Below are 26,605 nucleotides of genomic sequence, written 5' to 3'. Positions count from 1 at the left end.
GTCTACCGTTGAACGCAGCGTAGGCGTGGTATCGGCTCCCCGGTGCGCTGCATCGTCCGGTGTCGTGCACTGACCTGCGACGCGCCGATCAGCAAGAACCACAATCGAATAGCCATCTGAAATCCATGTAATTGAATTCTCAACTAGCTGAGGAGAGACTCCATGTCGACCACCACCGCCAAGGCACTGACAGCGGGCACCTGGGTTATCGATACCGCCCATTCCAACCTGGGCTTCACCGTGCGTCACCTGATGGTGAGCAAGGTCCGCGGCCGCTTCGCCGACTTCTCCGGCAAGCTCGTCATCAATGAGGACGGCACCGCCTCCGCGGAGGCCGAGATCCGGGTCGACTCGGTGACCACCGATAACGAGCAGCGCGACGCCCACCTGCGCACCGCCGACTTCTTCCACGCCGCCGACTTCCCGGTAGCCACCTTCAAGTCGACCGGATTCCGCGTCAACGGCAACGATTTCGTCGTCGACGGCGACTTCACCATCCGCGGCACCACCCGCCCGGTCTCCCTCGACGTCGAATTCCTCGGCGTGAACCCCGGCATGGGCCAGGGCCCCGTCGCCGGCTTCGAGGCCAAAACCGTCATCAACCGCCGCGACTTCGGCATCACCATCGATATGCCCCTCCCCGACGGCGGCGCCGTGATCGGCGACAAAATCACCCTCACCCTCGAAATCGAAGTCGCCCTCCAATCCTGACCCTCTCTCCTCCCCACTTGGTCGAGTGATCACCATGCGCTGGTGCAGGTAAACGTCGAGTGCCACCTGCACCAGCGCATTCTCGAGGGATCCGGATGCTCGGGGTGGGCTTACGCTGGGTGGGGTGTCCGCTTTGAATTTCTCTGCTGCATCGGTTGCGGTGGGTGTTGAGGGGCTTTATGGGCTGCTTGTGGGGCGGCGGGTGGCGGTGTTGACGGGGGCGGGGGTTTCGACTGACAGTGGGATTCCGGATTATCGGGGGCCTTCTTCGCCGGCGCGGACTCCGATGACTTATCAGCAGTTCGTGGGGGATGCGGGGTTTCGGCGGCGGTATTGGGCGCGTAACCATATCGGGTGGCGGGCTATGGATGGGGCGCGGCCGAATGCGGCGCATCGGGCGTTGGCGCGGCTGGAGCGATCGGGGGTTGTCAGCGGTTTGATTACGCAGAATGTTGATCTGCTGCATACGAAGGCGGGGCATCGTCGCGTCATCGATCTGCACGGAATTTATGCGCGGGTGCGGTGTCTCGGTTGTGCGGCACTGATATCGCGGATGTCGTTGGCCGAGCGGTTGGAGGCGGCGAATCCCGGTTTTGCGGCATCGGCGACGGCTACCGGGGTGGAGGTCGCGCCCGATGCGGACGCGGTGGTGGCCGATACCGAGAATTTCCGGATGGTGGATTGTGCGCGCTGCGGCGGCATGCTCAAGCCGGACATCGTGTACTTCGGGGAGAACGTGCCCAAGGAGCGCGTCGGCGCGTCCTTCGAAGTGGTCGACGCGGCGGACGCCCTCTTGGTGGCGGGCTCGTCCCTGACGGTGATGTCCGGTCTGCGCTTCGTGCGCCGCGCGGCAAAACAAGGCAAGCCCATCGCCATCGTCAACCGCGGCTCGACCCGAGGCGATGACCTCGCCACCCTCACTGTCGATGCCGGATGTGCAGATGCGCTGACGATGCTGGCCGACACCCTGGAGACAACGGCCCTGTCCCACGCCTGAGGGCAACCGTGCTCGACTCGAGGTGATGACCTCGCCACCGTCACCGATGCTGGATGTGTAGATGCGCTGACGATGCTGGCCGACGCCCTGGAGACAACGGCCCTGTCCCACGCCTGAGGGCAATCGCGTTCGACTCGAGGTGATGACCTCGCCACCGTCACTGTGGATGCTGGATGTGCAGATGCGCTGACGATGCTGGCCGACACCCTGGAAGCGACCGCCCTGTCCCACGTCTGAGGGCAACCGCGGAGGTCGAGGGGCTGCTACCGCGCTCGATACCGGCGGCGTTGGCCGAGCCTCGACCGAACCGCGGCGGTCCGGCGGTGGGCCGAGGTGCGGGCGGATTCCGGTCGGATCAGCCGAAGTGGCAGACGTAGTGCAGGGTCGAGAGAACTTCGATCTCGAATGAGCTGTTGCCGGGGACATTGAAGGATTCGCCGCCGCGGTAGGTGGTGGCTTCGGTTTCTCCGGCCAGGGTGACCTTGCACTCGCCGTCGATCAGTTCCATGATCTCCGGCGCGACGGTGTTGAACGTCAGGGTCGACGGCTGGATCACGCCGACCGACTTCGAGGTGCCATCGGCGAGCCCGATGCTGTAGCTCACGCATTTGCCGTCGAAGTACACATTGGCCTTCTTGGCCACGCTGACGTTCTCGAACTGCGCCATGATCTCTTTCCCGAGGTGGTGGAGGTGGAGCCGTCAGCGTACGTGACCCGGGTCGACCGCCCGGGCGGCCGGGGCACCGAGTGCGTTAGCGTCGCTGGCATGCGGCTTCACGTGGGATGTGCGATGTGGACGCACGCGGCATGGCAGGAACAGCAACCCGCGCCGGGGGATCGGTTGCGGCACTACGCCTCCTGGTGCACAGCGGTGGAGGGCAATACGACGTTCTACGCGACGCCCACGCGCAATACGGTGCAGTCATGGGCGAAGCAGACCGGCTCCGACTTCCGATTCGTCATCAAACTGCCCAAGCCGATCACGCATGAGCGCAGGCTGCACGGTGCGGATGCCGAACTGCGGACCTTTCTGGACGCGATGGAGCCGCTCGGCCCCCGCATACATGCGCTGTGGGTGCAGTTGCCCGGCTCATTCGGCCCGACCGACCTCGGGACGCTGGCCGGATTCCTGCGCACACTGCCCGATCCGTATCGCTCGGCCGTCGAGGTCCGGCATCCCGCATTCTTCGAAAATGAGAGCGCCGCAAAGCAATTGGAGCAGGTGCTGGCGCGCGTCGGCGCCGAATGGGTGCCCTTCGATACGACAACGCTTTTCGACGGGCCCGCCGAAAGTGCCGCGGAGGCCGAGGCGCGGGCGAAGAAGCCGCGGGTGCCGCGCCGCACCCGAGCGCTCACCGAATTCCCGATCGTGCGCTTTCACGGCCGCGATTCGACCGAGCGGACGGTCGCGGGCTGGCAGCCGTGGCTAGATATCGTCACGGCATGGCTGCGCGAGGGCCGCTCGCCAACGGTCTTCATCCACACCCCGGACAATGCTGCATCCCTGCATCTCGCCCGTCGCTTCCACGACGAGGTCGGCATGCGTCTGCCCGAACTCGAGCCGCTGCCCGAACCCATCCCGACCGAGCCGATGACATTGTTCTGAATATCTCGAATAAATAACAATGCCGAATGCTTGCTCGGTTAGAATGGGGGTGTGTTGCCGCACTAGTGCCGAGCACGCCGATGGAGGAACCGATGAGTCAGGCCACCGTGCAGACCACTCCGTTCACCCTGCGCGGCGCGGCTGGCCCGCTGGCCGCCTGGGAATCCATCCCGCCGCGGGATGTCGAAACGCGCGGCACGGTGCTATTGGTTCCCGGCTTCACCGGCTCCAAAGAAGATTTCGAGGCCATGCTGCCGATTCTGGCCGCGGCCGGATTCCGGTGCGTCGCTTACGATCAGCGCGGTCAATGGCAGTCGGACGGTCCCGATGAGGTATCCGGGTACACCATGGCCGACTTTGCCGGTGACCTGATCCTGGTCGTCGACCAGATCTCGGACGACACGCCGATCCACCTGGTAGGCCATTCATTCGGCGGCTATGTCGCCCGCGCCGCGCTGGTCGCCCGGCCGAACCGCTTCCGCAGCCTCACGCTGCTGGCATCCGGTCCCTACTTGACCTCCGACATCAACTTCACCCCGCCGCAACTGGTCGCTCAACTCATCGAAAGCGGTGGCCAGCAAGCACTTTGGGAGCAGATGAACCGGAGTCTTGCCAATCTGATCCCACCCGCCAAACTCGAATTCCTGCACAACCGGATGTTCGCGACCAAGAAGGCGAACATGATCGGCATCATGCGCGTCATGGATGGCCCGACCGACTACACCGCGGCCCTGCGCGCCGCCGACCTCCCGATCCTCATCGCCTACGGCAACTCCGGTGACGTGTGGCCGCCGAGCGTGCACGAGCGCTACGCGGAGGAATTGGACGCTCGCACAGCGGTTTACGAGGGCGTCGGCCACCTCCCCAACGAGGACCGTCCGGCCCGCGTCTGTGCCGATCTGGTCGCCTTCTGGAACGATTCCCGCTGACGTTCGAACACGACCACACCCGAATGGTCCGTTGGCCCGCGCCGCCATGGGCCTGATCCTGCCGGTGATCTGCAAAGCCCCGGCCAGCGGCAAGCGCATGCACGAGACCTACGAATACCGCGTCACCTAGCAGCTACCTGTCTGAGAAGGCGCCTGCTAGCGTGCAGGCATGCAGGATAGCGTGACGGTTCGGATGGCAGCACCCGCCGAGAAGATCTGGGAGCTGGTCAGCGATATCACCAACACCGGGAAGTTCTCACCGGAAACCTTCGAGACCGAATGGCTCGGCGGGGCAACGGCTCCCGCGGTCGGCGTCAAGTTCCGCGGGCACGTCAACCGCAATAACTGGGGCATGAAGTATTGGACCGTCTGCCGGATCGTCGCATGCGAGCCCGGCCGCGAATTCGCATTCACCGTGCTCGGGCCGGGTGGGACGTCGGTCAATACCTGGCGCTACCGTTTCGAGCCCGTCGAGGGCGGCACCGATGTGACCGAATCGTTCCAGCTCAACACTGAGAACCGCGCGCTGCGGGTCTACTGGCTGATCGCCGGACGCGCCCGCGGCAAAACCAACCGCAATGGCATGCGCGAAACCCTCGAGCGCATCAAGGCATACGTCGAGGGCTGACCGAGGTCAGGTGGCGGCCAGCTCCACCTGATCTCGAGCCCAGCGCTCTGTCCAAACAGATTGCTGCCCCACCCACCCCGACCCCACCAATAACCAAATCCCAGAACAGCTTCCGCACCACCCGCAACGACCGCACCGGACCCTGCTGAACCATGCAACACCTCGACTCCCGTCAGTTGTTGCATCGACCCCTTGAACCCAAGCGCCGGGGCGACCACCATTCGACTACGTTCGACAGACCCTGTGCCGAGGGGTAGATACGCGGCGGGGCGGGGTCAGTGGCCGCGGGCGATCCAGTCGGCGAGCGCGGGTTTTTCGGTGCCGATGGTGGTGCCGTCGCCGTGGCCGGTGTGGACCGTCGTGCCCTCGGGGAGGGTTAACAGGCGGTTCCGGATGGAGTCGATGATGGTGCCGAAGTCCGAGAACGAGCGGCCGGTCGCACCCGGGCCGCCGTTGAACAGGGTGTCACCCGTGAAGAGGGCGGTGGCCTCGGGCAGATGCAGTGACACCGAGCCGGGCGAGTGGCCCGGGGTGTGCAGGACTTCGATATCGGTGCCCGCCACGGTGATTCGCTGGGTGTCGGCCAAGGACCCGTAGTCGACGGCGGGGTGGGTCATGCGCCACAGCGGATCGTCGGCGGGGTGCAGCAGGATCGGTGCGTCGAGCCGTTCGGCAAGTTTTGGTGCGGCGGTGATGTGATCGTTGTGACCGTGGGTGCAGACGATCGCGCGCACATTGCGCCCGCCCACCGCATCGATGATCGCGTCGGCGTCGTGCGCCGCGTCCACGATGACCACCTCGGTGTCATCGCCGATCAGCCAGACATTGTTGTCCACCGCCCAGGTGCCGCCGTCGAGGGAGAAGGTGCCGGAGGTGACGACCCGGTCGATGCGCAGGCTCACCAGACCACCACCGAACGCAGCACCTCACCCGCATGCATTGCGGAGAAGGCCTTTTCGACCTGGTCAAGGGCGATGCGCTCGGTGACGAAGCGCTCCAATGGCAGGCGGCCCTGCAGGTACAGATCGACCAGCATCGGGAAGTCGCGCTCGGGCAGGCTGTCGCCGTACCAGGAGGATTTCAGCGCGCCGCCGCGGGAGAACAGGTCGATCAGCGGCATATCGATGGTCATATCCGGGGTCGGGACGCCGACCAGCACCACGGTGCCCGCCAGGTCGCGGCCGTAGAAGGCCTGCTTCCAGGTTTCCGGGCGGCCGACCGCGTCGATGACGACGTCCGCGCCGAAACCGTCGGTGAATTCCTGGATCTGCTCGACGACATCGGCACTGGTCGCATCGATGGTGTGGGTCGCGCCGAATTCGGTTGCCCACTCGAGCTTTTGCGGGTCGCGATCGATGGCGATAATGGTCCGCGCACCGGCCAGGCGGGCACCCGCGATGGCGGCATCGCCGACACCGCCGCAGCCGATGACCGCGACCGTATCGCCGCGCGAGACATTTCCGGTGTTCATCGCGGCGCCGATACCGGCCATCACGCCGCAGCCGAGCAGTCCGGCGACGGCCGGGTCGGCATTCGGATCGACCTTGGTGCACTGACCTTCATGCACCAGCGTCTTATCGGCGAACGCGCCGATGCCGAGGGCGGGGCTGAGTTCGGTACCGTCGGTGAGGGTCATCTTCTTGCTGGCATTGTGGGTGGCGAAGCAGTACCACGGGCGGCCGCGCCGACACGCGCGACATTCACCGCAGACCGCGCGCCAGTTCAGGACGACGAAATCACCCGCGACGACATGGGTTACCGCGGCACCGACCGTCTCCACGATGCCAGCGGCCTCGTGCCCGAGCAGGAAGGGAAAATCATCGTTGATCCCGCCCTCGCGGTAGTGCAGATCGGTGTGGCACACCCCGCAGGACTGGATGCGCACGACCACATCGTGCGGCCCGGGATCCGGAATCACGATATCGACGGTCTCGACCGGTGCGCCCTTGCTACGGGCGATCACGCCACGCACGGTTTCGGACACGAATCCTCCTAGGAGATAGAGATGGCGCTGGAGATATCGATGGCGTCGGGGGTGAGCCGCTCGATGTGCTTGCGGTATCGGGTGAACAGGCGTGGGTTATCGATGGCGAATACGGCCACCGGTGCACCGTCGCGCTCGTAGAGGACGGTGAACGACTCGGTGGACGCGTCGCCGTCCAGGAAGCGGACCGCGTCGGTCGCTTGGCTATGGCCCGCGAACTGCAGCATTCGTCCATATTGCCGCGACCAGAAATACGGCGTCGAGGTAGGTCGTTGTGCTGCGCCGACAATATCGGCCGCGGCGATGCGGGCCTGTACGGTCGCATTGGTCCAGTGTTCGCTGCGGTGGTGGCCGCCCAGTTCCGCGTTGTAGGCGCGGGCGCAATCGCCGATCGCGTAGATGCCGGGGATCGACGTGCGGCATCGGGAGTCGGTGACGAAGCCGTTGTCGATCTCGAGGCCGCAGTCGCGCGCCCACTCGGTATTGGGTACCGCGCCGATGCCGATGACCACGGCGTCGGCGGCGAGTTCGGTGCCATCGGTCAATTGAACCGCGCGGACGCGCTCGTCACCCAGGAATCGGTCGACCGCGACGCCGGTCAGCAGCCGTACACCATTGGCGGTGTGCATGGCGGCGCAAATCGGTGCGATCTGCGGTCCGAAGACGGCGGTGAGCGGTTCGGTGGACAGCTCGACAATGATCACCTCGATGCCGAAACTCACTGCGGTAGAGGCTATTTCGGAGCCGATTAGACCGGCGCCCACGATGACCACCGTGCGTGCAGTGCGCAGCGACGTGCGGATGGCTCTGGCGTCCTCCAGCGTCCGTAGCGTGTGGACACCGCGCAGCGTCGGTGCGCCCGGCAGGGTACGGGCCCGCGCGCCCGTCGCGAGGACCAGGGAGTTTGCGCTGACTTGTCCGCCGTCGTCCAGGATGACGCCGGGCCCGTGCGCTGTCGAGGTGATCCCGACCGCCCGCCGCCCGAGCATCCAGTTCGCCTCGGCCACCTCGCCGAGCGCGATATCGACATCGTCGTGCAAGAAATCCTTGGACAGCGGCGGTCGGTCGTAGGGCAGGTGCGGTTCGTCGCCGACGACCGTGATGTCGCCCTCGTGACCGTATTCGCGCAGCTCACGGACCAGCGAGAAGCCGGCGAGCGATGCACCGACGACCACCACCGAGTCGGTACGCGATACCGCATTCATGAGGGCACCACCAGGACGTCGCCATCGACGACCCGGACCGCGTGGGTGCGCACCGCGATCTTGGCCGGCGGTCCGGATACCGCGCCGGTGCGCAGGTCGAAGCAGGATTCGTGCAGCGGGCATTCGACCGTGCAGTTCTCGACCCAGCCATCGGCCAGCGACGCGTCCTGGTGTGTGCAGGTGTCGTCGATCGCGAACAGGCCGTCCTCGGTGTGGAAAACCGCGATCGGCGCGCCACCGTCCGGCTGCACCGTGGCGACCTCGCCCACCGGCAGGTCGGTCAGGTGCGCGACGAACAGTTCCGCTGTGACGGTTTCCGGTTGCTCGGCAAGGGAACTCATCAGCCCTCCATAGTTGCTCATTACGCAACACATCTCAGATAACGCAACAGTGTCCTCGGGTTTGCCGTCGCCGTCAACCCGGGAGGCGACTTGTGAACAATTGGTTTCCAGCTGTTGACAGGCCGCCGGATCGGGTTGACCATTTGTTGCGTAATGCGATTGCGTTGCGCAGCAAGCAACATCGGAGGCACGTCTTGGCTCACCCGAAAGTTGTCGTCATCGGAGCCGGAATCGTCGGAACCTCATTGGCCGATGAAATAACCTCACGCGGCTGGACCGATGTCACCGTTCTCGATCGAGGTCCACTGTTCGCCACGGGCGGATCGACTTCGCACGCACCGGGTTTGGTGTTCCAGACGAATTCGTCCAAAACAATGACGGAATTCGCCCGGTATACGACGGAGAAATTCCTGGCGCTCGACCATCCGGAGGGTTGGGCCTTCAATCCGGTCGGCGGATTGGAGGTGGCGACCACGCCGCAGCGCTGGCGAGATCTGCACCGTAAGGCCGGGTGGGCGCAGTCCTGGGGCATCGAGGGACGGCTACTCGAACCCGCCGAATGCGCGGCATTGCATCCGCTAGTCGATGTCGACCGCATTCTCGGCGGATTCCACACTCCGACGGATGGTTTGGCCAAGGCGCTGCGCGCGGCGGCCGCGCAGGCAAGACTCGCGACCGCGCGCGGCGCTCGTTTTCGCGCCCATCAGGAAGTGCTCGGCATTGTGCAGCGCGGCGGCCGAGTGGCGGGGGTGGAAACCGCCGACGGCATCATCGAGGCGGATATCGTCGTCTGCGCGGCGGGTTTCTGGGGCGCCGAATTGGCGAAACGGGTCGGGCTCGTGCTGCCGCTGGTGCCGATGGCGCATCAATACGCCAAGACGGGCCGAATCGCCGCCCTCGACGGACGCAATACCGCGTTGCATGAGGCCAGCCTGCCGATATTGCGGCATCAAGATCAAGATCTCTACTTTCGCGAACATCGCGACCGGATCGGTATCGGCTACTACGGGCACATTCCCATGCCGGTGGACCTGTCGACACTCGCCACCGCGAGTACGGAAATGCCGTCCATGCTGGCGTTCACCGAGGAGGATTTCGCGCCCGCCTGGCGTGCGTCCATGGAACTCCTACCGGCGCTGGGTGATTCGAAGGTAGAGGAGGGATTCAACGGGATTTTCTCGTTCACCCCCGACGGCTTTTCGATCATGGGCGAGCATCGAGATCTGGAGGGATTCTGGGTCGCCGAGGCGGTGTGGGTCACCCATTCGGCCGGTGTAGCCAAGGCGACCGCCGAGTGGATCATCGACGGCGCACCGCAAACGGACGTGCACGAATGCGATCTGTACCGCTTCGAGGATGTGGCCCGCAGCGACCGCTTCATTCTGGAGACGAGTTCGCAGGCATTCGTCGAGGTCTACGACATCATCCATCCGCACCAGTACCGAACGGCCCTGCGCGGACTGCGGACCAGCCCGTTCTACTCCCAGCAACAGCAGTTGGGCGCGTACTTCTTCGAGGGCGGTGGCTGGGAGCGGCCGGCCTGGTACGAGGCCAATGCCGAACTGGCGCAACGCCTTCGTGACCAGGGAGTGCCGTTTCCCGAGCGCGATGAGTGGTCGGGCAACTTCTGGTCACCGATCTCCATCGCAGAGGCGCGCTGGACCAGGGAGCGCGTCGCCATGTACGACATGACGCCGCTGACCCGGTATGAGATCGCCGGCTCCGGCGCATTGGAACTGCTGCAGCGGCTGACCACCAATAACCTGGACAAGAGCGTCGGCTCGGTCACCTACACGCTGATGCTGGATGAGAACGGCGGTGTCCGTAGCGATCTCACCGTCGCCAGGTTGGCGCCCGAGCGATTCCAGGTCGGCGCCAACGGGCCATTGGACTTCGACTGGTTCAGCAGGCACCTGCCCGACGACGGGTCGGTGACGTTGCGTGACATCACCGGCGGCACCTGCTGTATCGGCGTCTGGGGTCCGGCCGCGCGAGATCTGGTGCAGCCCTTGTGTTCCGATGATCTCTCGCATCAGGGTTTCAAGTACTTCCGGGCGCTGCAAACCTATCTCGGTGCGATTCCGGTAACGATGATGCGCGTCTCCTACGTCGGCGAACTCGGCTGGGAGATCTACACGACCGCCGAATACGGCAGTGCCCTCTGGGATCTGCTGTGGACGGTGGGGCACGAACACGAGGTCATCGCGGCGGGGCGCATCGCGTTCAACAGCCTGCGCATCGAAAAGGGTTACCGCGGTTGGGGAACCGATGTGACCGCCGAACATCTGCCCGCCGCGGCCGGTCTCGATTTCGCGGTCCGCATGGCCAAGGACGACTTCGTCGGCAAAAAGGCGCTGGAGCAGGCGCGGCCACCCGCGAAAATCCTGCGCAGCATCGTATTCGACAGTCCGACGGCGGTTGTCCTCGGCAAGGAGCCGGTGTACGTCGACGGTGCGTGCGCGGGCTATGTCACCAGCGCGGGCTATTCCGCCACCATCGGCCACAGCATCGCCTACGCCTGGTTGCCGGCGGCCACCGTCCCCGGTGACGCGGTCGAGGTCGAATACCTCGGCACCCGCTACACCGCCATCGTGCATACCGAACCGGTGGTGGACCCCGATATGTCCCGGATCAGGAGGTAGCGAAATGACCACGGCTACAGACGGTTACGACGTCATCGTGATCGGGCTCGGCGGGATGGGCAGCGCCGCCGCCTACCACCTGGCCGCCCGCGGGCAGAAGGTACTCGGACTGGAGAGGTTCACGCCCGCCCACAACAAGGGTTCCAGTCACGGCGGCTCGCGGATCATCCGACAGTCCTACTTCGAGGATCCGGCGTATGTGCCACTGCTGCTGCGCTCCTACGAGCTGTGGGAGCGGCTGGCGGCCGACAGCGGCCGAGAAGTCGTCCGGCTCACCGGCGGTCTGTTCCTCGGGCCGCCGGACTGCCTGACGGTCGCGGGCAGCCTGCGCGCGAGCCGCGAGTGGTCGCTGCCGCACGAGGTGCTCGACGCGGCCGAGATCCGCCGGCGGTACCCGAACTTCACACCCGATCCCGGCGATATCGCGGTGTACGAGGACAAGGCCGGATTCGCCCGCCCGGAGCTGACCGTCCAAGCGCATATCGATCTCGCGCTGCGCTCGGGGGCGACGCTGTCCTTCGGCGAAGAGGTGCTCGACTGGGCGGAGACCGGTGACGGCGTGACGGTCACGACGGCACGGGCCACCTATCGCGCCGACCAACTCGTCATCTGCCCCGGCGCATGGGCGCCACAGCTGCTGGCGGAGTTCGGCATCCCGATCACCATCGAGCGCCAGGTCCTGTACTGGCTCGATCCCATCGGCGGCACAACGGCTTTCGAGGACCAGCCGATCTACATCGCCGAAAACCGTTCCGGCATGCAGATCTACGGTTTCCCGGCGATCGACGGCCCGACCGGCGGAGTGAAGACCGCGTTCTTCCGCAAGGGCATCGAGTGCACCCCGGAGACCATCGACCGCGTCGTACATCCGCACGAGATCCAGGAGATGCGCGAGCGCGTCGCCGGACTGCTTCCGGCACTGGACGGTCCGCTGGTCCACTCGGCGACCTGCATGTATTCCAATACGCCCGATCAACACTTCGTCATCGCCCGCCACCCCGACTCCACCCGGGTGACCATCGCGTGCGGCTTCTCCGGCCACGGCTTCAAGTTCGTCCCGGTGGTCGGCGAAATTCTGGCCGATCTGGCCATCGACGCGAAGACCGCGCATCCCATCACACTCTTCGACCCGCAAAGGCTGGTGACCAGTGGAAACAGCATCGCATAGCGATTCCATGGGGGGTGGCGGCCGGGCGACGGGTGAGCCGACCGCGGACCTCCCGCCGGTGGCTACCCCGGCGCTGATCCCGACCCTCGGCGGCAAGTGGTATGTCGAGGAGGCCATCTTCGCCGCCGAACAGGAACGCATTTTCGAGCAGATGTGGTTCTGCGCGCTTCGCTCCGCCGACCTGGCCGATCCGGGGCAGTTCAGGAAGGTGCAGGTCGGTCGCGAGAGCGTGCTGGTGGTACGCGGTCGGGACGGGCAGCTGCGCGCCTTCCTGAATATCTGCCGCCATCGCGGCGCGATGCTGTGCACCGAGGACGAGGGCCAGGTGCGGCGCAACCTGCGTTGCCCGTATCACGCGTGGACCTACGGCCTGGACGGGAAGCTCGTCGCCGCACCCAATATGGCCGCCCTCAAGGACGAGACCGGCGCGGATATCGACCGGGTCGCCTACGGTCTGGTGCCGGTGGCGCTGCGGGAATGGCTCGGCTACGCCTGGGTCTGCCTCGCCGACGAGCCGCCGTCGTTCGAGGACGATGTCATGGGCGCGGTCACCGAACGGCTGGGCAGCTCGACCGCGATCGACTCCTACGGCATTGAGCAGCTGCAGATCGGCCGCCGCGTGGTCTACGACGTCGCGGCGAACTGGAAGCTCATCGTGGAGAACTTCATGGAGTGCTACCACTGTGCGACCATCCACCCCGAGCTCACCGAGGTACTGCCTGAGTTCGCGGACGGCCTGGCCGCCCAGGTGTTCGTCGGGCACGGCGCCGAATTCGGCCCGGAAATCGCCGGGTTCACCGTCGACGGTTCGGCGGGATTCGAGCGGCTGCCGGGCGTGCGCGCTGAACAGGATCGACGTTATTACGCGATCACGATCAAGCCGACGGTCTTCGTGAATTTGGTCCCGGACCACATCATTTTCCACCGGATGTATCCGATATCGGCGGATCGCACCATTGTCGAATGCGACTGGCTCTACACCGCCGATGTGGTTGCGGAAGGCCGCGACGTATCGCGTTCGGTCGAATTGTTCCACCGGGTGAACGAACAAGATTTCGCGGCATGTGAGCGAACCCAACCCACAATGTCCTCGCGCGCTTACCGTAGCGGCGGAGTACTTGTACCCGCCGAGCACCACATTTCCGAATTCCACACATGGGTGCACGGCTGTATCGGCGACGTGAGGTGACCTGAGATGAACGGCAACCCGGACCTGCTCATCGGCGGCGCATGGGCGCACGCCGCGGACGGCGGCCTGCGCGAGATCGTCAACCCGGCCGACGGCACGGTGGTGGCCACCGTGGACGAGGCCACACCGGACGATGCGCGCAGCGCGGTGGCCGCCGCCCGCGCGGCCTTCGACGACGGGGCCTGGGCTGCCACGCCGGTCGCCGAGCGCGCCGCACTCCTGGCGCGGATCGCGGACCTGCTGGCGCGGGACAAGGAGGAGTTGGCGCACCTCGAGACGGTCGATACCGGCAAGACGCTGGTGGAGAGCCGCATCGATATCGACGATGTGATCTCGGTGTTCCGCTACTACGCGAGTCTGGTCGTCGGGCAGGCCGATCGACTGATCGACGTGGGTGATCCAGCGGTGCTCAGCCGGGTGGTCCGGGAGCCGATCGGCGTCTGCGTGCTGATCGCGCCGTGGAACTATCCGCTGCTGCAGATGTCGTGGAAGGTCGCGCCCGCGCTCGCCGCGGGCTGCACGATGGTCGCCAAGCCCAGCGAGGTGACTCCGCTCAGCACCATTGCCTTCGTGCGCTTGGCGCAGGAGGCCGGTGTCCCCGCTGGCGTGCTGAATCTGGTGCAGGGCAGCGGTGCGATGCTCGGCGCGGCACTGACCGATACGCCGGATGTCGACTTCATCTCCTTCACCGGGGGCCTCGCGACCGGTAAGACGATCGCCCGGGTTGCCGCGGAGCATGTCACCAAGGTCGCGGTGGAACTCGGTGGCAAGAACCCGCACATCGTCTTCGCCGACGCCGACTGGGCGAGTTCGGTCGACCAGGTGCTGACCGGTGTATTTCTGCATTCGGGTCAAGTCTGTTCGGCGGGAACACGACTCATCGTCGAGGAGTCCATCGCCGATGACTTCGTCGCCGAATTGGCGCGCCGCGCCGAGCTGATCCGCGTCGGCCCCGGCCTCGACCCGGCCAGCGAGACCGGGCCGCTGGTCTCCGAGGCACACCGCGCGAAGGTGGAAGCGTATGTGGAGCTGGGCATTTCGGAGGGTGCGAAGCTGGTGACCGGCGGCGTCCGGCCGAGTGATCCGGCGCTGGCCGCTGGCAGCTTCTTCCTACCGACGATCTTCGACAACTGCGATCGGTCCATGCGGATCGTGCGGGAGGAGACCTTCGGCCCCATCCTCACAGTGGAGCGATTCAGCACCGAGGCCGAGGCGATTCGGCTCGGCAATGACACCGAATACGGTCTCGCCGCTGGTGTGCGCACCGCCGATCCGGCGCGCGGCGAGCGCATGGTGCGCGCACTGCGCCACGGCACGGTGTGGCTCAACGACTTCGGCTATTACGCCGCGGCCGCGGAATGGGGCGGGTTCAAGAAGTCCGGTAACGGACGTGAACTCGGCCCGACCGGACTGGCCGAATATCAAGAAATCAAACACATTTGGCACAACACGGCACCGAAGCCCGCGGAGTGGTTCAAGAGCGTCTGATCGAAATTTCAAATCTCGGCCGGACAGCCCGGACGGCCGCACCGCGAAAGGCACGGTAGCAATGGTAGTCAAGGAACACAATGTGTCCGATGACAACGGCATGGAGGATTTCGGCTATAGGGAATCCCTGGACCGAAGTATCGGCAAGTTCGCCAGCTTCGCGGCCGGTGTCAGCTATATCTCGATTCTCACCGGTACGTTCCAACTCTTCTATTTCGGCTTCGGGACCGCGGGTCCGGCCTATCTCTGGTCGTGGCCTTTGGTTTTCGTCGGTCAGCTGGCGGTCGCCCTGTGTTTCATGGAGCTCGCCGCGAAGTATCCGGTCGCCGGGTCGGTGTACAACTGGTCCAAGGCGCTCGGCAGCCGGATCGTCGGCTGGTCCTCGGGGTGGCTGATGTTGACCGCTTCGATCGTGACGCTGTCGGCGGTAGTGCTCGCACTACAACTGAATCTGCCACGACTGTGGAGCGGATTCCAGTTCATCGGTGACGGGACCGGTCAATACGACTACGCGACCAATGCGGTCGTGCTCGGCACCGTGATGATCGTATTCACCACGGCCGTCAACGCTTTCGGTGTGCGTCTGATGGCGATGATCAACAGTGCCGGCGTGTTCATCGAACTGATCGCCGCGGTACTGATCGCGATCATCCTGGCGGCCAACTGGACTCGCGGCCCGCAGGTGTTCTTCTCGACCCACGGCTACGGTGCGGCCGAATCCGGTGGTTACCTCAGCGCGTTCCTGGTGGCCACGCTCGCCTCCGGCTATGTGATGTACGGCTTCGATACGGCGAGTTCACTGGGTGAGGAGACGGTGGAGCCACGGCGCACCGCGCCCAAGGCGATCCTGCGTGCCGTGCTCGCGTCGTTCGTCATCGGCGGGGCCATCCTGGTTTTCGCGGTGATGGCGGCGCCCGATCTCGATGATCCGCAGATCGGAAGCTCCAGCGGTGGTCTGCAATACATTGTCGAACAGGTGATGTGGGGTCCGCTCGGCACGATCTTCCTGTGTTGCATCGTGATCGCGGTGACGGTCTGTTCGCTGGCGGTGCACACCGCCGCCATCCGGCTGGCCTTCGCCATGGCCCGCGATAACGCGCTGCCGTTCGGCGACAAGCTCGCCCGGGTGCATCCGAAGACCCAGACCCCGGTGGTTCCGGCGGTGCTGATCGGTGTGCTCGCGGCGCTCATCCTGGTGATCAATATCGGTCAGCCGAAGATCTTCACGGTGCTGACCTCGATTGCGATCATCATGATCTACCTGGCCTACCTCATGGTGACGGGTCCGATGCTGAAGAAGCGGTTCCAGGGGCAGTGGCCGCCGAAGGATCTGCAGGCCGGCGGCTACTTCTCGATGGGTCGGTGGGGGATCGTCGTGAATATCGTTGCCGTGGTGTGGGGTATCGCGATGGCGTTGAACCTGGCCTGGCCGCGCGAGGCCGTCTACGGCAATCCCTGGTACAACACCTGGGGCGCATTCGTCTACATCGGTGCGATCCTCGGGGCCGGGCTGCTGTGGTATCTGGTCAAGGGCCGCAAGAGTATCGGGACATTGGCCTCGCATGCGGCGCAGGTGCGTTCCGATGTCTGACACGGTCTTCGACTACGTGATCGCGGGCGGCGGGACTGCTGGCTGCGTACTCGCCGCGCGGCTCAGCGAAAACCCGGATGTGACTGTGTGTTTGGTGGAGGCCGGTCCCACCGACGTCGGCGATCGCAATATCCTCGAACTCGCGCAGTGGATGCACCTGCTCGATTCCGGTTACGACTGGGACTATCCGGTCGAGCCGCAGGAACGCGGCAACAGCTATCTGCGCCATGCCAGGGCGAAGGTGCTCGGAGGGTGTTCCTCGCACAATTCGTGCATCGCGTTCTGGCCGCCCGCCGAGGGGCTGGACGAGTGGGCGGCGATGGGCGCCAAAGGCTGGGGTGCGGCCGAGGTGCTGCCCTATGTCGCGCGGTTGGAGAACAATCACGCGCCGGGGGAGCAGCACGGTCGCAGCGGGCCGGTGCGGCTGCGGGATATCCCGCCGAATGATCCGTGTGGGGTCGCCGTCCTCGAAGCCGCGGCGCTGGCCGGACTGCCGACCGTCGAATTCAACCGTGGCACAACGGTGCGCAACGGGGCCGGATGGTTCCAGATCAATGCGAGCGAGGACGGGACACGGATGTCGTCGTCGCACGCCTATCTGCATCCGATTCTCGGTTCGCGGCCCAATCTTGTAGTGCGCACGGGATGTTGGGTCAGTGAGATCCTGTTCGACGAGGCACGCAACGCAACTGGTGTGCGCTATCAGCGGCCCGATCTCACCGGCTACGACACCGCCTCCGCACGGCGCGAGGTCATCGTGACCGCCGGAGCGATCGATACGCCGAAATTATTGCTGCTGTCCGGCATCGGGCCCGCCGACCACCTGCGGGAAATCGGGGTGCCGGTGCGGGTCGACGCGCCGGGTGTCGGCTCGAATCTGGACGACCACGTCGAAGGTCTGGTGTTCTGGGAAGCCGCGCAACCCATGATCGCCACCTCCACCCAGTGGTGGGAGATCGGGGTATTCGCCACCTCGGACGAATCGCTTCGCGTGCCCGACATCATGATGCATTACGGCAGCGTGCCGTTCGATATGAACACGCTGCGGCACGGCTACCCGACCACCGATAACGGCTTCTGTCTGACACCCAATGTCACCCAGGGGCGTTCGCGCGGCACGGTCCGATTGCGCACCCGCGACTTCCGCGATCGGCCGAAGGTCGACCCGCGGTACTTCACCGATCCGGACGGCCACGACGAACGCACCATGCTCGCCGGCGTCCGGCTGGCACGCGAGATCGCCGAGCAGGCGCCGTTGCGGAAGTGGATCGCGCGAGAACTCGCACCCGGCCCGGAGGCGGTCACCGACGACGAGCTGCTGGACTACATTCGCGCCACCCACAACACCGTCTACCACCCGGCGGCAACGGCGCGGATGGGTGCGCCCGACGATCCGATGGCGGTGCTCGATCCGGAGCTCCGGGTCAAGGGCGTCTCCCGACTGCGGGTAGTCGACGCTTCGGCGATGCCGAAATTGCCCGCCGTCAACCCCAACATTACTGTCATGGCCATGGCAGAGAAGTGCGCGGACCTGATCAGGGAAACCTGAGTCCGGGGTGCCGGAGGGCGAGCTAGCGGCGTTTCTGGGTGACCACGCGCCGTTCCAATCGATGACGCCGCCCGAGCTGGACAAGCTCGCGGCGGCTTCGTCGTTGCACGAGTTCGCCGTCGGCGAGGTGATCGCCGACTACTCGACGCAGGTGCCCGATGACGTCTGGATGCTGTGGACGGGTGCCGTCACGCTGCAGGGCACCGGCACCGACCCCACGAGTCGGCGGCGCTCGGGTTCCGTCGTTCAGGCGGGGGACGCTGGCGGGGGCGACGACGGTGGCGCGACGATCGACACCGTCGAGTCCGGCGGCATCTTCGGCTACGTGCCGCTGCTGACCGGTGGCAGTGCCGAATTCGTCGCGCGGGCAACCGAACCCAGTGTGCTGATCCGGCTGCCCGGCGTACTGGTCCGGGAGCAGTTCGCCCAACCGGACGGACTCGCCTTCCTCGCCTCGTCGGCGTGGAAGACGGTATCGGGCAATCGGACCCCGGTGGCATCCGTGCTGGGTAACCGCCCGGTCGGTGAACTGGTTTCCGGCACAGTGGTTTTCGTGACACCGGACACCGGTGTTCGGGAGGCCGTTGTCCGGATGACCGAGCAGCGCGTCTCCGCCGTGCTGATCCGGTTGCAGGACGGCGAACTCGGCATCTTCACCGATCGCGATCTGCGCACGAGGGTGGTGGCGGCCGGACTTCCGGTCGACGTGCCGATCTCCCGGGTGATGAGCGCACCGGCCCGTCGAGTCACCGCCGATCTGACCGCCGAGACCGTGCTCATGGAGATGCTCGAATGCGGGCTACGGCATATGCCGGTGCTCTCGCGACGGGGCGAGGTGCTCGGCGTGCTCGAGGACGCGGACCTGCTCGCGGCATCGGCGCGCCAGAGTTTCGTGTTGCGTCGCTCGATCGGGGCGGCCACGGATGCGGCCCAGTTGCAGCGGGCCGCGCGCGAGATCACGGCGACGGTGGTCGACCTGTTCCGCAATGGCACCAAGGCCTCGGCGACCAGCGGGATCCTCTCGGTCGTCATCGACTCGGTGGTCCGCAAGGCGCTCGAGCTGGCATTGGCGGAGTTCGCGGATGCACCGGGTGACGGATTCGCCTGGTTGATCCTCGGCAGCGTCGCGCGCCGGGAGGCCATGCCGTCATCGGATGTCGACAGCGCGCTCTCGTGGTCCGACGAATTATCCTCGGCCAGTGGGCAATTGCGCGCTGTCGCGGCGCGCGTGCACGCGATTCTCGATGCCTGCGGGCTACCCGCGGACAGTAATGGGGCCATCGCCGCGAAGCCGAAGTTCGCCAGGTCGCGCACCGAATGGGCGCGGGCCGCCGAGGGCTGGCTCGACGATCCGCTGCAGGATCGGGGGCTGATCCTGTCGTCGCTGCTCATCGACGGGCGGGTGGTGTGGGGCGACGCCGCGCTGCATACCGTGCCAGCGGCGTTCGGGCGGATGCGGGCCGAACACCCGAATGCGCTGCGGCTGCAACTGCTGGACGCGTTATCGGGACGGGTGCGGACACGGTCGCTGCGCGATGTGCTGTCCCGGCGCGGCGGCACCTTCGATCTGAAGAACCATGCGCTGGCGCCGATCGTCAACCTGGCGCGCTGGGGTGGGCTGGCGGCGGGCGTGACCTCGGCGTCCACCCCGGTGCGATTGGCGGCGGCGGCGAGTGCCGGTGCGCTCACCGATCGGGATGTCACCATGCTGACCGAGGTCTTCGTCATGTTGCAGCGCCTGCGGATGGTGCATCAGGTCGAGCAGTTGTCGGCTGGGCACAGTCCCGGCGATATTGTCATGATGTCGGAACTCTCGCCGTTGAATCGGAGCCTGCTCAACGACGCCCTGCGCGAAATCGCGGCGGTGCAACGACGGGTCGGCAGCATGGGAGCCACAACCACCTAGAATGGCGATTGTCATGGCGAAACAAGGTGTCGAGGACAACGGGCGGACGGCCGCGGTGCAGTCCGTCGACCGAGCGCTGCTGGTCATGGAGATCATTGCCAAGCTCGGGCAGGCGGGCGTCACGGAGATCGCCGCCGAACTCGGCGTCCACAAATCTACCGTTTCGCGGTTGATCGCCGTGCTGGAATCGCGGGGATACGTCGAGCAACTGTCCGAGCGCGGCAAGTATCGGCTCGGTTTCTCGATCGTTCGGCTCGCCGGATCCACCAGTGCCCAGGTCGATCTCGTCGGACAGAGTCAGAGCGCCTGCAACGCGCTGGCGATCGAGGCCGGTGAGACGACCAATCTCGCTGTGCTGGACGGTAGTCGGATCATCAATATCGCCGAGGCACACGGGCCGGGTTCGATCGCGTTGCGATCCTGGGTCGGTCAGAGTTGTCCGGCGCACGCCACCTCCAGCGGCAAGGTACTGCTCGCGGATCTGGAGCCGGGGGAGATGCGCAAGCGCGTCGGCGCCAAACTCGAGGCATTCACCGCCAATACGCTGACCAGGGTCGCCGACCTCGCCGCACAACTCGTCGCGGTGCGCGAGAACGGCTGGGCCGATGTACGCGAGGAACTGGAGATCGGGTTGAACGCCGTCGCCGCGCCGGTCTACGACAGCACCGGTGCCGTCGTTGCGGCACTGAGCGTTTCCGGTCCGGCCTACCGCCTGAGTCCGGACCGCTTCGCCGACGTCGCCCAACTGACCATCGCCAGCGCCGCCGATATCAGCCGCCGCCTCGGTTACCTGCGCTGACCTCCCCCGCCGGGTGGGATCGAAATCTGTCTGATCTCGGTTGCCTTCCCGTGTTGACATGGGGGTGGGATGGCCCAATACTGAGTTGCGTATAGAGCTTCGTGTTGCGTTCTACGCAACTTGCTTCTTGCGAAACCGAATATCCGCCGTTCGACGTGCAGCGGGAGATCTCCACACCGTATGTGGAAGCCGAAGGAGCAACACCTCCCGGGAATCTCTCAGGCCCCAGTACCGCTGCGCTCAGGCAACTCTGGAAAGCAGTGCACGCGCACTCGCCGACGGGGCAAACGCACCGACCGGGTGCGTGAATCTCTCAGGCCATTGGACAGAGCGGGAGGAGCTACCTACGCGCACGCGTCGACGAAAGGCTCCTCATGGCCGACTCCGCTATCCGAACCGAACTCGATGCCACACTGCGCGAATTCGACCCGCTCGTCGCCGAATTGGTGGACCGGGAGGTCGACCGTCAGCAGCGCGGGCTGGAGATGATCGCATCGGAGAACTACGCGCCGCTCGCGGTGATGCAGGCGCAGGGATCGGTGCTGACCAATAAGTACGCCGAAGGATATCCGGGGCGTCGCTACTACGGCGGGTGCGAGCATATCGACCAGATCGAGTCGCTGGCGATCGAGCGACTGCGCGGGCTCTTCGGCGCCGAATACGTGAACGTGCAACCGCATTCGGGGGCGCAGGCGAATGCGGCGGCAATGCACGCGGTGCTGCGGCCCGGTGACGGCATCCTCGGGCTGGCGCTGGATCACGGCGGTCATCTGACGCACGGGATGAAGATCAACTTCTCCGGGCGGCTCTATGACGTCGCGGCCTATCACGTTCGGGCCGAGGACCATCTCATCGATATGGACGAGGTGCGCAGGCTCGCCCACGAGCACCGGCCGAAGCTGATCGTGGCGGGGTGGTCCGCGTACCCGCGCCATCTCGATTTCGCCGAATTCCGCCGCATCGCAGATGAAGTCGGCGCGTATTTGATGGTGGATATGGCGCACTTCGCCGGTCTGGTCGCGGCCGGGCTGCATCCCTCGCCGGTGCCGCACGCGCATATCGTCACCTCGACAACCCACAAGACGCTCGGCGGACCCCGTGGCGGATTCATTCTCGCGGTCGAGGAATTGGCCAAGAAGCTGGGTTCGGCGGTCTTTCCCGGACAGCAGGGCGGGCCGCTCGAGCATGTGATCGCGGCCAAGGCCGTCGCGTTCAAAATGGCAAGCGAACCGGTGTTTCGGGAACGTCAGGAGCGCACTCTCGCCGGTGCGCGCCTGCTCGCCGAACGGTTGCTCGCCACGGACTGCCGGGCGGCGGGCATCAATGTCGTCAGCGGCGGCACCGATGTGCACCTGGTGCTCGTCGATCTGCGTGATTCCGAACTCGACGGTCAGCAGGGGGAGGATCTGCTGCACGACATCGGCATCACGGTGAACCGCAATGCCGTTCCGTTCGATCCACGCCCGCCGATGGTCAGCTCGGGACTGCGGATCGGTACGCCAGCGCTGGCCACCCGCGGGTTCGATATCGAGGCGTTCACCGAGGTCGCCGATATCATCGCGGTGGCGCTGCTGCGGGGGCAGTCCATCGCCGAATCAACCGAGCGCGTCGATGCGCTGGTACGCCGGTTTCCGCTGTACCCGGGTCTGCGCGGTACGGCATGACGGTCAGCATTTTCGATCTGTTCCGGGTCGGCATCGGGCCGTCGAGTTCGCATACGGTGGGACCGATGCGGGCGGCGGCGCGGTTCATCGATCGGCTGAAATCCGATGGGGTGCTGCACAATACGGCTGCCGTACGGGTGCAGTTGTATGGATCGCTCGGCGCGACCGGGCGCGGGCACGGCAGTATCGAGGCGGTCGTCACCGGATTGTCGGGGGAACGACCCGAGGTGGTCGAGCCGAAGGTGGTGGCGCGCACCACATCCGACGTGCGCGCCACCGGCATGCTGCACCTGGGCGGCGTGCACCCGATCGGCTTCCTCATCGAGGAGGACATCGAACTGCTCGGGCGGACCAAACTCGCCTTCCACAGCAATGGCATGCTGTTCCGCGCTCTCGACGATGTCGGATGCGTGCTCGCTGAACGCCAGTTCTATTCCGTCGGAGGTGGTTTCGTCCTCGACGAGGACGAGATCGCTGGACCGGCCGAGGTCGTGGCCGTGCCGCAGCCATTCTGTTCGGGGCGCGACCTGCTCGCTCTCGCGGCGTGCCAGCCGATCAGCGCCATTGTGCTGGCGAACGAAATGTCTTGGCGCAGTGCGGATCACATCCGTGCCGAGCTGCTCGATATCTGGGCCGTCATGCAGGATTGCGTCCGACGTGGCATGACCACGCGCGGTGTCCTGCCCGGCGCGCTCAGTGTGCGGCGGCGGGCAGCGGCACTGCACGATCGCCTGATGTTCGAAGCCGATGAAACAGATCCGCTGCGTGCGATGGAATGGGTCACCTTGTTCGCGATGGCTGTCAACGAGGAGAACGCGGCGGGCGGACGCGTCGTCACCGCACCGACCAATGGCGCGGCCGGCATCATTCCCGCTGTGCTGCACTATATTCAGCGGTTCGTCACCGACAGCGCGGACGCCGTGATCGAATTCCTGCTGACCGCAGGGGCGATCGGCCAGCTGATCAAGGAGAACGCCTCCATCTCCGGCGCCGAAGTCGGCTGCCAAGGCGAGGTCGGTGCGGCTTGTGCCATGGCCGCCGCCGGACTCGCCGCCGTACTCGGCGGCACCCCGGCCCAGATCGAGAACGCCGCCGAAATCGGCATCGAGCACAACCTCGGCCTTACCTGCGACCCGATCGGCGGCCTCGTCCAGATCCCCTGCATCGAACGCAACGGCGTCGCCGCTGTCAAGGCCATCACCGCCGCCCGAATGGCCGTTCGCGGCGACGGCATCCACCACGTCTCCCTCGACCAGGCCATCCGAACCATGCGCGCAACCGGTGCCGACATGCTCGACAAGTACAAGGAGACCTCCCAGGGCGGCCTCGCGGTCGCCGTCGTCGAATGCTGAGGCCGCAGCGATCGTCGGGCAGAACTGTGGGCGGCGTCGATCAGTGGTCGCGGGGCGCATAATCGTCCAGAAGGCTGAGATCCACTCATATCCGAGCCCGGGAGAATGGCCGTGGACTACTACGATCTCGGAACTTATGCGCGGCCGGTGACGACGGCGTCGGCTGCCGCGCAGCGGTGGTTCGATCGCGGGCTGATCTGGACGTATGCCTTCAACCATGAGGAGGCGGTGCAGTGCTTCGAGCGGGCTGCACAGCTGGATCCGGGGTGCGCTATGGCCGCCTGGGGGGTGGCATATGCGCTGGGGCCGAATTACAACAAGCCGTGGGAGTTCTTCGACGCTACGGAGTTGGCCGATACGGTCGCGCGGACCCATGACGCCGCCCGCAAGGCCGCCGAACTCGGGGGCTCGCAGGTCGAGCGTGCGCTGATCGATGCATTGGCCGCGCGGTATCCGGCGAAGGTGCCCGATGGGGATGGGTCGGTCTGGAATGCCGAGTATGCCGCGGCCATGCGCGGCGTCTACCAGCGGTTTCCGGATGATCTCGAGGTCGCGACGCTGTTCGCCGACGCGCTGATGAATCAGACGCCGTGGGCGCTGTGGGATCAGCGCAGTGGTGCGCCCGCCGACGGGGCGGCCACGCTCGAGGCCAAGGCCGTGCTGGAGCGGGCGTTGCGGACCGCCGAGGGGCGCGGGCATCCGGGCGTGCTGCATCTATACATCCATTTGATGGAGATGTCGCCGACGCCGGAAGCCGCGCTGATGGTGGCGGATCGGCTGCGTGGTCTGGTGCCCGATGCGGGTCATCTCGAGCACATGCCGTCGCATCTGGATGTGCTCTGTGGTGACTACCGTGCGGTGGTAGCCGCCAATTCGGCCGCGATCGCCGCGGACGAGAAGTATGTCCGGCTGGCGGGGGAGATCAACTTCTACACTCTCTACCGCGCGCACAATTATCACTTCAAAATCTATGGCGCGATGTTCCTCGGGCAGTCTCGGGTGGCGCTGGAAACCGTTGCGCAGCTGGAGAATTCCATTCCGGAGGAGCTGCTGCGGGTGCAGTCGCCGCCGATGGCGGATTGGCTGGAGGGCTTCCTGTCGATGCGGGTCCACACGTTCATCCGGTTCGGGAAATGGGCCGAGATCATCGATCTGGCGCTGCCGAAAGATCAAGAGCTGTACTGCGTCACCGTCGCGATGCTGCATTACGCCAAGGGCGTCGCCTACGCCGCGACCAACCGCGTCGCCGAGGCCGATGAGCAGCAGCGCCACTTCCTCGCCGCGGTCGACCGGGTTCCCGAATCCCGGACCCTTTTCAACAACACCTGCCGCGATATCCTCGCCATTGCCGCGGCCATGCTCGACGGTGAACTCCAGTACCGAAAGGGCAATTACGACAGCGCTTTCGAAGCCCTGCGCCGCGGCATCGACCTCGACGACAATCTGCCCTACGACGAACCGTGGGGCTGGATGCAGCCGACTCGGCACGCCTACGCTGCGCTACTGCTCGAACAGGGCCGCATTGCCGAGGCCGAGGCCGTCTACCGAGCCGATCTCGGGCTCGATGACACCCTGCCGCGCGCCTGCCAACATCCGGGCAATGTCTGGAGTCTGCACGGCTATCACGAATGCCTGGTGCGCCTCGGCAAGGCCGGGGAGGCCCGAATCATCGCCCAGCAGTTGAAATTGGCCACGGCCGTGGCGGATGTGCCGATCGATGCCTCGTGCTTCTGCCGATTGTCCGCGATCGGTCACGTGGATACGCGCTGCTGCGGTGCGCACGAGTGAGTCAGGAGATATCGCCGAGCCCATTGCTGAGCACCGGCCACGAATCCTTCAGCGCGCGTTCCCAATAGCCCCAGGAATGGGTGCCGGTGGGTTCGAGATCAAAGGTGGCGGGAATGCCGAGCTGATTCAGCCGGTCTCGCAGATTGCGGGTGCACCAGGCCGTGGCTCCCTCGATGGCGCCGCCCATGGTCACCTGGAGCGGGAGCCCACCTTCCGCTGGGGTCTGGGTATGCGGATCGGTGGGATTGTCATAGGGGCCCGGCATTCCACTCCCGGCCGACAGGTACAAATTCAACCCGCGCAGCCCCTCGGCATTCACATACGGATCATGGGCCGCCCACATCGGATCCTGGGGCGGCCCATACATATTCACGGGATCTCCGTGCCCTTTGCGCACCGACATTTCGACGAACGCCTGCCCGACCGGATCACTGATCTGCGCACACCCGCTGAACGCACCGACGGAGCTGTACCGCCCCGGACTCGAAATCGCCAGCGACAGCACCGATGTGCCGGACGTGGAGATCCCCGCAATGGCATTGCGCCCATTGGTCCCCAGCGCCGCATCGATCAACGGCGGCAACTCGCGAGTCAAATACGTCTGCCACTTATTGACTCCCAACACCGGGTCCACCGCACGCCAATCGGCGTAGTAGCTGTATGCCCCGCCGATCGGCTGCACCACATTGATGTTCTTATCGCCGAAAAACCGCATGACATCGGTCTTCGTGGCCCACGTCGAACCATCGGTGCCGCCATCCACCCCGGCCAGCAGATACACCGTCGGCCGCGCCGCACCGGTATCCGCGGGCCGCTGCACCTGCACCGAAAGCTCCCGGCCCATCGCCCCCGAATACACCGTCAATGTCAGATTGCGAGCATCACGAATATCGACCGCGGCAATCCTCGACCCATCCTCGGTCGTCACCGACGCCAACACCGAACCGTTGGCAATGATCGGGTCCGGTGCCGCGTTCGAACGAACTCCGGCCGCGATGGACCCACTCCCGAGCACAGCCGCGGCGGCGATAACCGAGGCCAATCGAAGACCACCAACACCCATCGGCT

22 protein-coding genes and 2 riboswitches are annotated in these 26,605 nt (G+C 65.5%); of the genes, 16 read left to right on the top strand and 6 right to left on the bottom strand.

Annotation, left to right across the window (positions count from 1 at the left end; genetic code table 11):
- The first annotated feature begins 162 nt into the window (after positions 1-162).
- The gene (locus ACWEO2_RS16410) at positions 163-711 is read left to right on the top strand and encodes a YceI family protein (protein ID WP_452406041.1); all 549 of its coding nucleotides are present in this window, start codon (positions 163-165) and stop codon (positions 709-711) included.
- Positions 712-844: 133 nt separating this feature from the next.
- On the top strand, positions 845-1,708 hold the full coding sequence (locus ACWEO2_RS16405) for an NAD-dependent protein deacetylase (protein ID WP_452406189.1): 864 nt from the start codon (positions 845-847) through the stop codon (positions 1,706-1,708).
- Positions 1,709-2,063: 355 nt separating this feature from the next.
- Here the strand turns inward: ACWEO2_RS16405 and ppnP are convergent, their stop codons facing one another.
- Positions 2,064-2,375 carry a pyrimidine/purine nucleoside phosphorylase gene (gene ppnP / locus ACWEO2_RS16400; RefSeq protein ID WP_354958668.1) on the bottom strand — a complete coding sequence of 104 codons (312 nt, stop codon included), beginning with the start codon at positions 2,373-2,375 and terminating at the stop codon, positions 2,064-2,066.
- Positions 2,376-2,474: 99 nt separating this feature from the next.
- On the opposite strand from ppnP, the gene ACWEO2_RS16395 reads away from it, so the two are divergent.
- The 3 genes from ACWEO2_RS16395 to ACWEO2_RS16385 all read left to right on the top strand — a co-directional run bounded on the left by ACWEO2_RS16395 (position 2,475) and on the right by ACWEO2_RS16385 (position 4,871).
- Positions 2,475-3,314 carry a DUF72 domain-containing protein gene (locus ACWEO2_RS16395; RefSeq protein WP_452406040.1) on the top strand — a complete coding sequence of 280 codons (840 nt, stop codon included), beginning with the start codon at positions 2,475-2,477 and terminating at the stop codon, positions 3,312-3,314.
- Positions 3,315-3,406: 92 nt separating this feature from the next.
- The gene (locus tag ACWEO2_RS16390; protein ID WP_452406039.1) at positions 3,407-4,243 is read left to right on the top strand and encodes an alpha/beta fold hydrolase; all 837 of its coding nucleotides are present in this window, start codon (positions 3,407-3,409) and stop codon (positions 4,241-4,243) included.
- Between the two features lie 169 nt (positions 4,244-4,412).
- Positions 4,413-4,871: an SRPBCC family protein gene (locus ACWEO2_RS16385; RefSeq protein ID WP_452406038.1), complete on the top strand. Its 459-nt coding sequence runs from the start codon at positions 4,413-4,415 to the stop codon at positions 4,869-4,871.
- A gap of 275 nt (positions 4,872-5,146) precedes the next feature.
- Here the strand turns inward: ACWEO2_RS16385 and ACWEO2_RS16380 are convergent, their stop codons facing one another.
- Genes ACWEO2_RS16380 through ACWEO2_RS16365 form a run of 4 tightly spaced genes read right to left on the bottom strand, consistent with a single transcriptional unit; the run spans position 5,147 to position 8,401 of the window.
- Entirely contained in the window at positions 5,147-5,773 is a 627-nt protein-coding gene (locus tag ACWEO2_RS16380) for an MBL fold metallo-hydrolase (RefSeq protein ID WP_452406037.1), read from the bottom strand.
- Entirely contained in the window at positions 5,770-6,855 is a 1,086-nt protein-coding gene (locus ACWEO2_RS16375; protein WP_452406036.1) for an S-(hydroxymethyl)mycothiol dehydrogenase, read from the bottom strand. The genes ACWEO2_RS16380 and ACWEO2_RS16375 overlap by 4 nt, the downstream gene beginning before the upstream one ends.
- 8 nt (positions 6,856-6,863) lie before the next feature.
- Positions 6,864-8,060: an NAD(P)/FAD-dependent oxidoreductase gene (locus tag ACWEO2_RS16370; RefSeq protein ID WP_452406035.1), complete on the bottom strand. Its 1,197-nt coding sequence runs from the start codon at positions 8,058-8,060 to the stop codon at positions 6,864-6,866.
- Positions 8,057-8,401 carry a bifunctional 3-phenylpropionate/cinnamic acid dioxygenase ferredoxin subunit gene (locus ACWEO2_RS16365; protein ID WP_452406034.1) on the bottom strand — a complete coding sequence of 115 codons (345 nt, stop codon included), beginning with the start codon at positions 8,399-8,401 and terminating at the stop codon, positions 8,057-8,059. The genes ACWEO2_RS16370 and ACWEO2_RS16365 overlap by 4 nt, the downstream gene beginning before the upstream one ends.
- 194 nt (positions 8,402-8,595) lie before the next feature.
- Here ACWEO2_RS16365 and ACWEO2_RS16360 point away from each other — a divergent pair, with 194 nt between their 5' ends.
- The 11 genes from ACWEO2_RS16360 (at position 8,596) to ACWEO2_RS16310 (ending at position 25,537) form a co-directional block, all read left to right on the top strand.
- Positions 8,596-11,043 (top strand): GcvT family protein, encoded by a 2,448-nt coding sequence (locus ACWEO2_RS16360; protein WP_452406033.1) that lies wholly within the window; start codon positions 8,596-8,598, stop codon positions 11,041-11,043.
- A 4-nt stretch (positions 11,044-11,047) separates the two neighbouring features.
- The gene (solA, locus tag ACWEO2_RS16355) at positions 11,048-12,211 is read left to right on the top strand and encodes an N-methyl-L-tryptophan oxidase (protein ID WP_452406032.1); all 1,164 of its coding nucleotides are present in this window, start codon (positions 11,048-11,050) and stop codon (positions 12,209-12,211) included.
- Between the two features lie 7 nt (positions 12,212-12,218).
- Complete coding sequence (locus tag ACWEO2_RS16350) at positions 12,219-13,400, top strand: aromatic ring-hydroxylating oxygenase subunit alpha (RefSeq protein WP_452406188.1); 1,182 nt, start codon at positions 12,219-12,221, stop codon at positions 13,398-13,400.
- A 6-nt stretch (positions 13,401-13,406) separates the two neighbouring features.
- Complete coding sequence (locus ACWEO2_RS16345) at positions 13,407-14,888, top strand: aldehyde dehydrogenase family protein (protein WP_452406031.1); 1,482 nt, start codon at positions 13,407-13,409, stop codon at positions 14,886-14,888.
- Between the two features lie 61 nt (positions 14,889-14,949).
- A complete protein-coding gene (locus ACWEO2_RS16340; RefSeq protein ID WP_354958680.1) occupies positions 14,950-16,479 on the top strand; it encodes an APC family permease in 1,530 nt (509 codons plus the stop codon).
- The gene (locus ACWEO2_RS16335) at positions 16,472-18,028 is read left to right on the top strand and encodes a GMC family oxidoreductase (protein ID WP_452406030.1); all 1,557 of its coding nucleotides are present in this window, start codon (positions 16,472-16,474) and stop codon (positions 18,026-18,028) included. The genes ACWEO2_RS16340 and ACWEO2_RS16335 overlap by 8 nt, the downstream gene beginning before the upstream one ends.
- Positions 18,029-18,089: 61 nt before the next feature.
- Positions 18,090-19,934: a putative nucleotidyltransferase substrate binding domain-containing protein gene (locus ACWEO2_RS16330; protein WP_452406029.1), complete on the top strand. Its 1,845-nt coding sequence runs from the start codon at positions 18,090-18,092 to the stop codon at positions 19,932-19,934.
- Positions 19,935-19,947: 13 nt separating this feature from the next.
- Positions 19,948-20,733 carry an IclR family transcriptional regulator gene (locus tag ACWEO2_RS16325; RefSeq protein WP_452406028.1) on the top strand — a complete coding sequence of 262 codons (786 nt, stop codon included), beginning with the start codon at positions 19,948-19,950 and terminating at the stop codon, positions 20,731-20,733.
- Positions 20,734-20,884: 151 nt separating this feature from the next.
- Positions 20,885-20,977, top strand: a riboswitch (glycine riboswitch).
- Positions 20,978-21,072: riboswitch (glycine riboswitch) on the top strand.
- Positions 21,073-21,107: 35 nt separating this feature from the next.
- Positions 21,108-22,397 (top strand): serine hydroxymethyltransferase, encoded by a 1,290-nt coding sequence (locus ACWEO2_RS16320; RefSeq protein WP_452406027.1) that lies wholly within the window; start codon positions 21,108-21,110, stop codon positions 22,395-22,397.
- Complete coding sequence (locus ACWEO2_RS16315; RefSeq protein ID WP_452406026.1) at positions 22,394-23,749, top strand: L-serine ammonia-lyase; 1,356 nt, start codon at positions 22,394-22,396, stop codon at positions 23,747-23,749. Before ACWEO2_RS16320 ends, ACWEO2_RS16315 begins: the two co-directional genes overlap by 4 nt.
- A gap of 105 nt (positions 23,750-23,854) precedes the next feature.
- Positions 23,855-25,537: a tetratricopeptide repeat protein gene (locus ACWEO2_RS16310; protein WP_452406025.1), complete on the top strand. Its 1,683-nt coding sequence runs from the start codon at positions 23,855-23,857 to the stop codon at positions 25,535-25,537.
- Between the two features lies 1 nt (position 25,538).
- On the opposite strand, the gene ACWEO2_RS16305 is transcribed toward ACWEO2_RS16310, so the two are convergent.
- Positions 25,539-26,600, bottom strand: coding sequence for an alpha/beta hydrolase (locus ACWEO2_RS16305; RefSeq protein ID WP_452406024.1), 1,062 nt, complete (start codon positions 26,598-26,600; stop codon positions 25,539-25,541).
- Positions 26,601-26,605 lie beyond the last annotated feature (5 nt).

The organism is Nocardia sp. NPDC004278 (genome assembly GCF_053602975.1).
The sequence above is the reverse complement of the archived record's forward strand: the minus strand, read 5'-3'. Positions and strand labels throughout refer to the sequence as shown.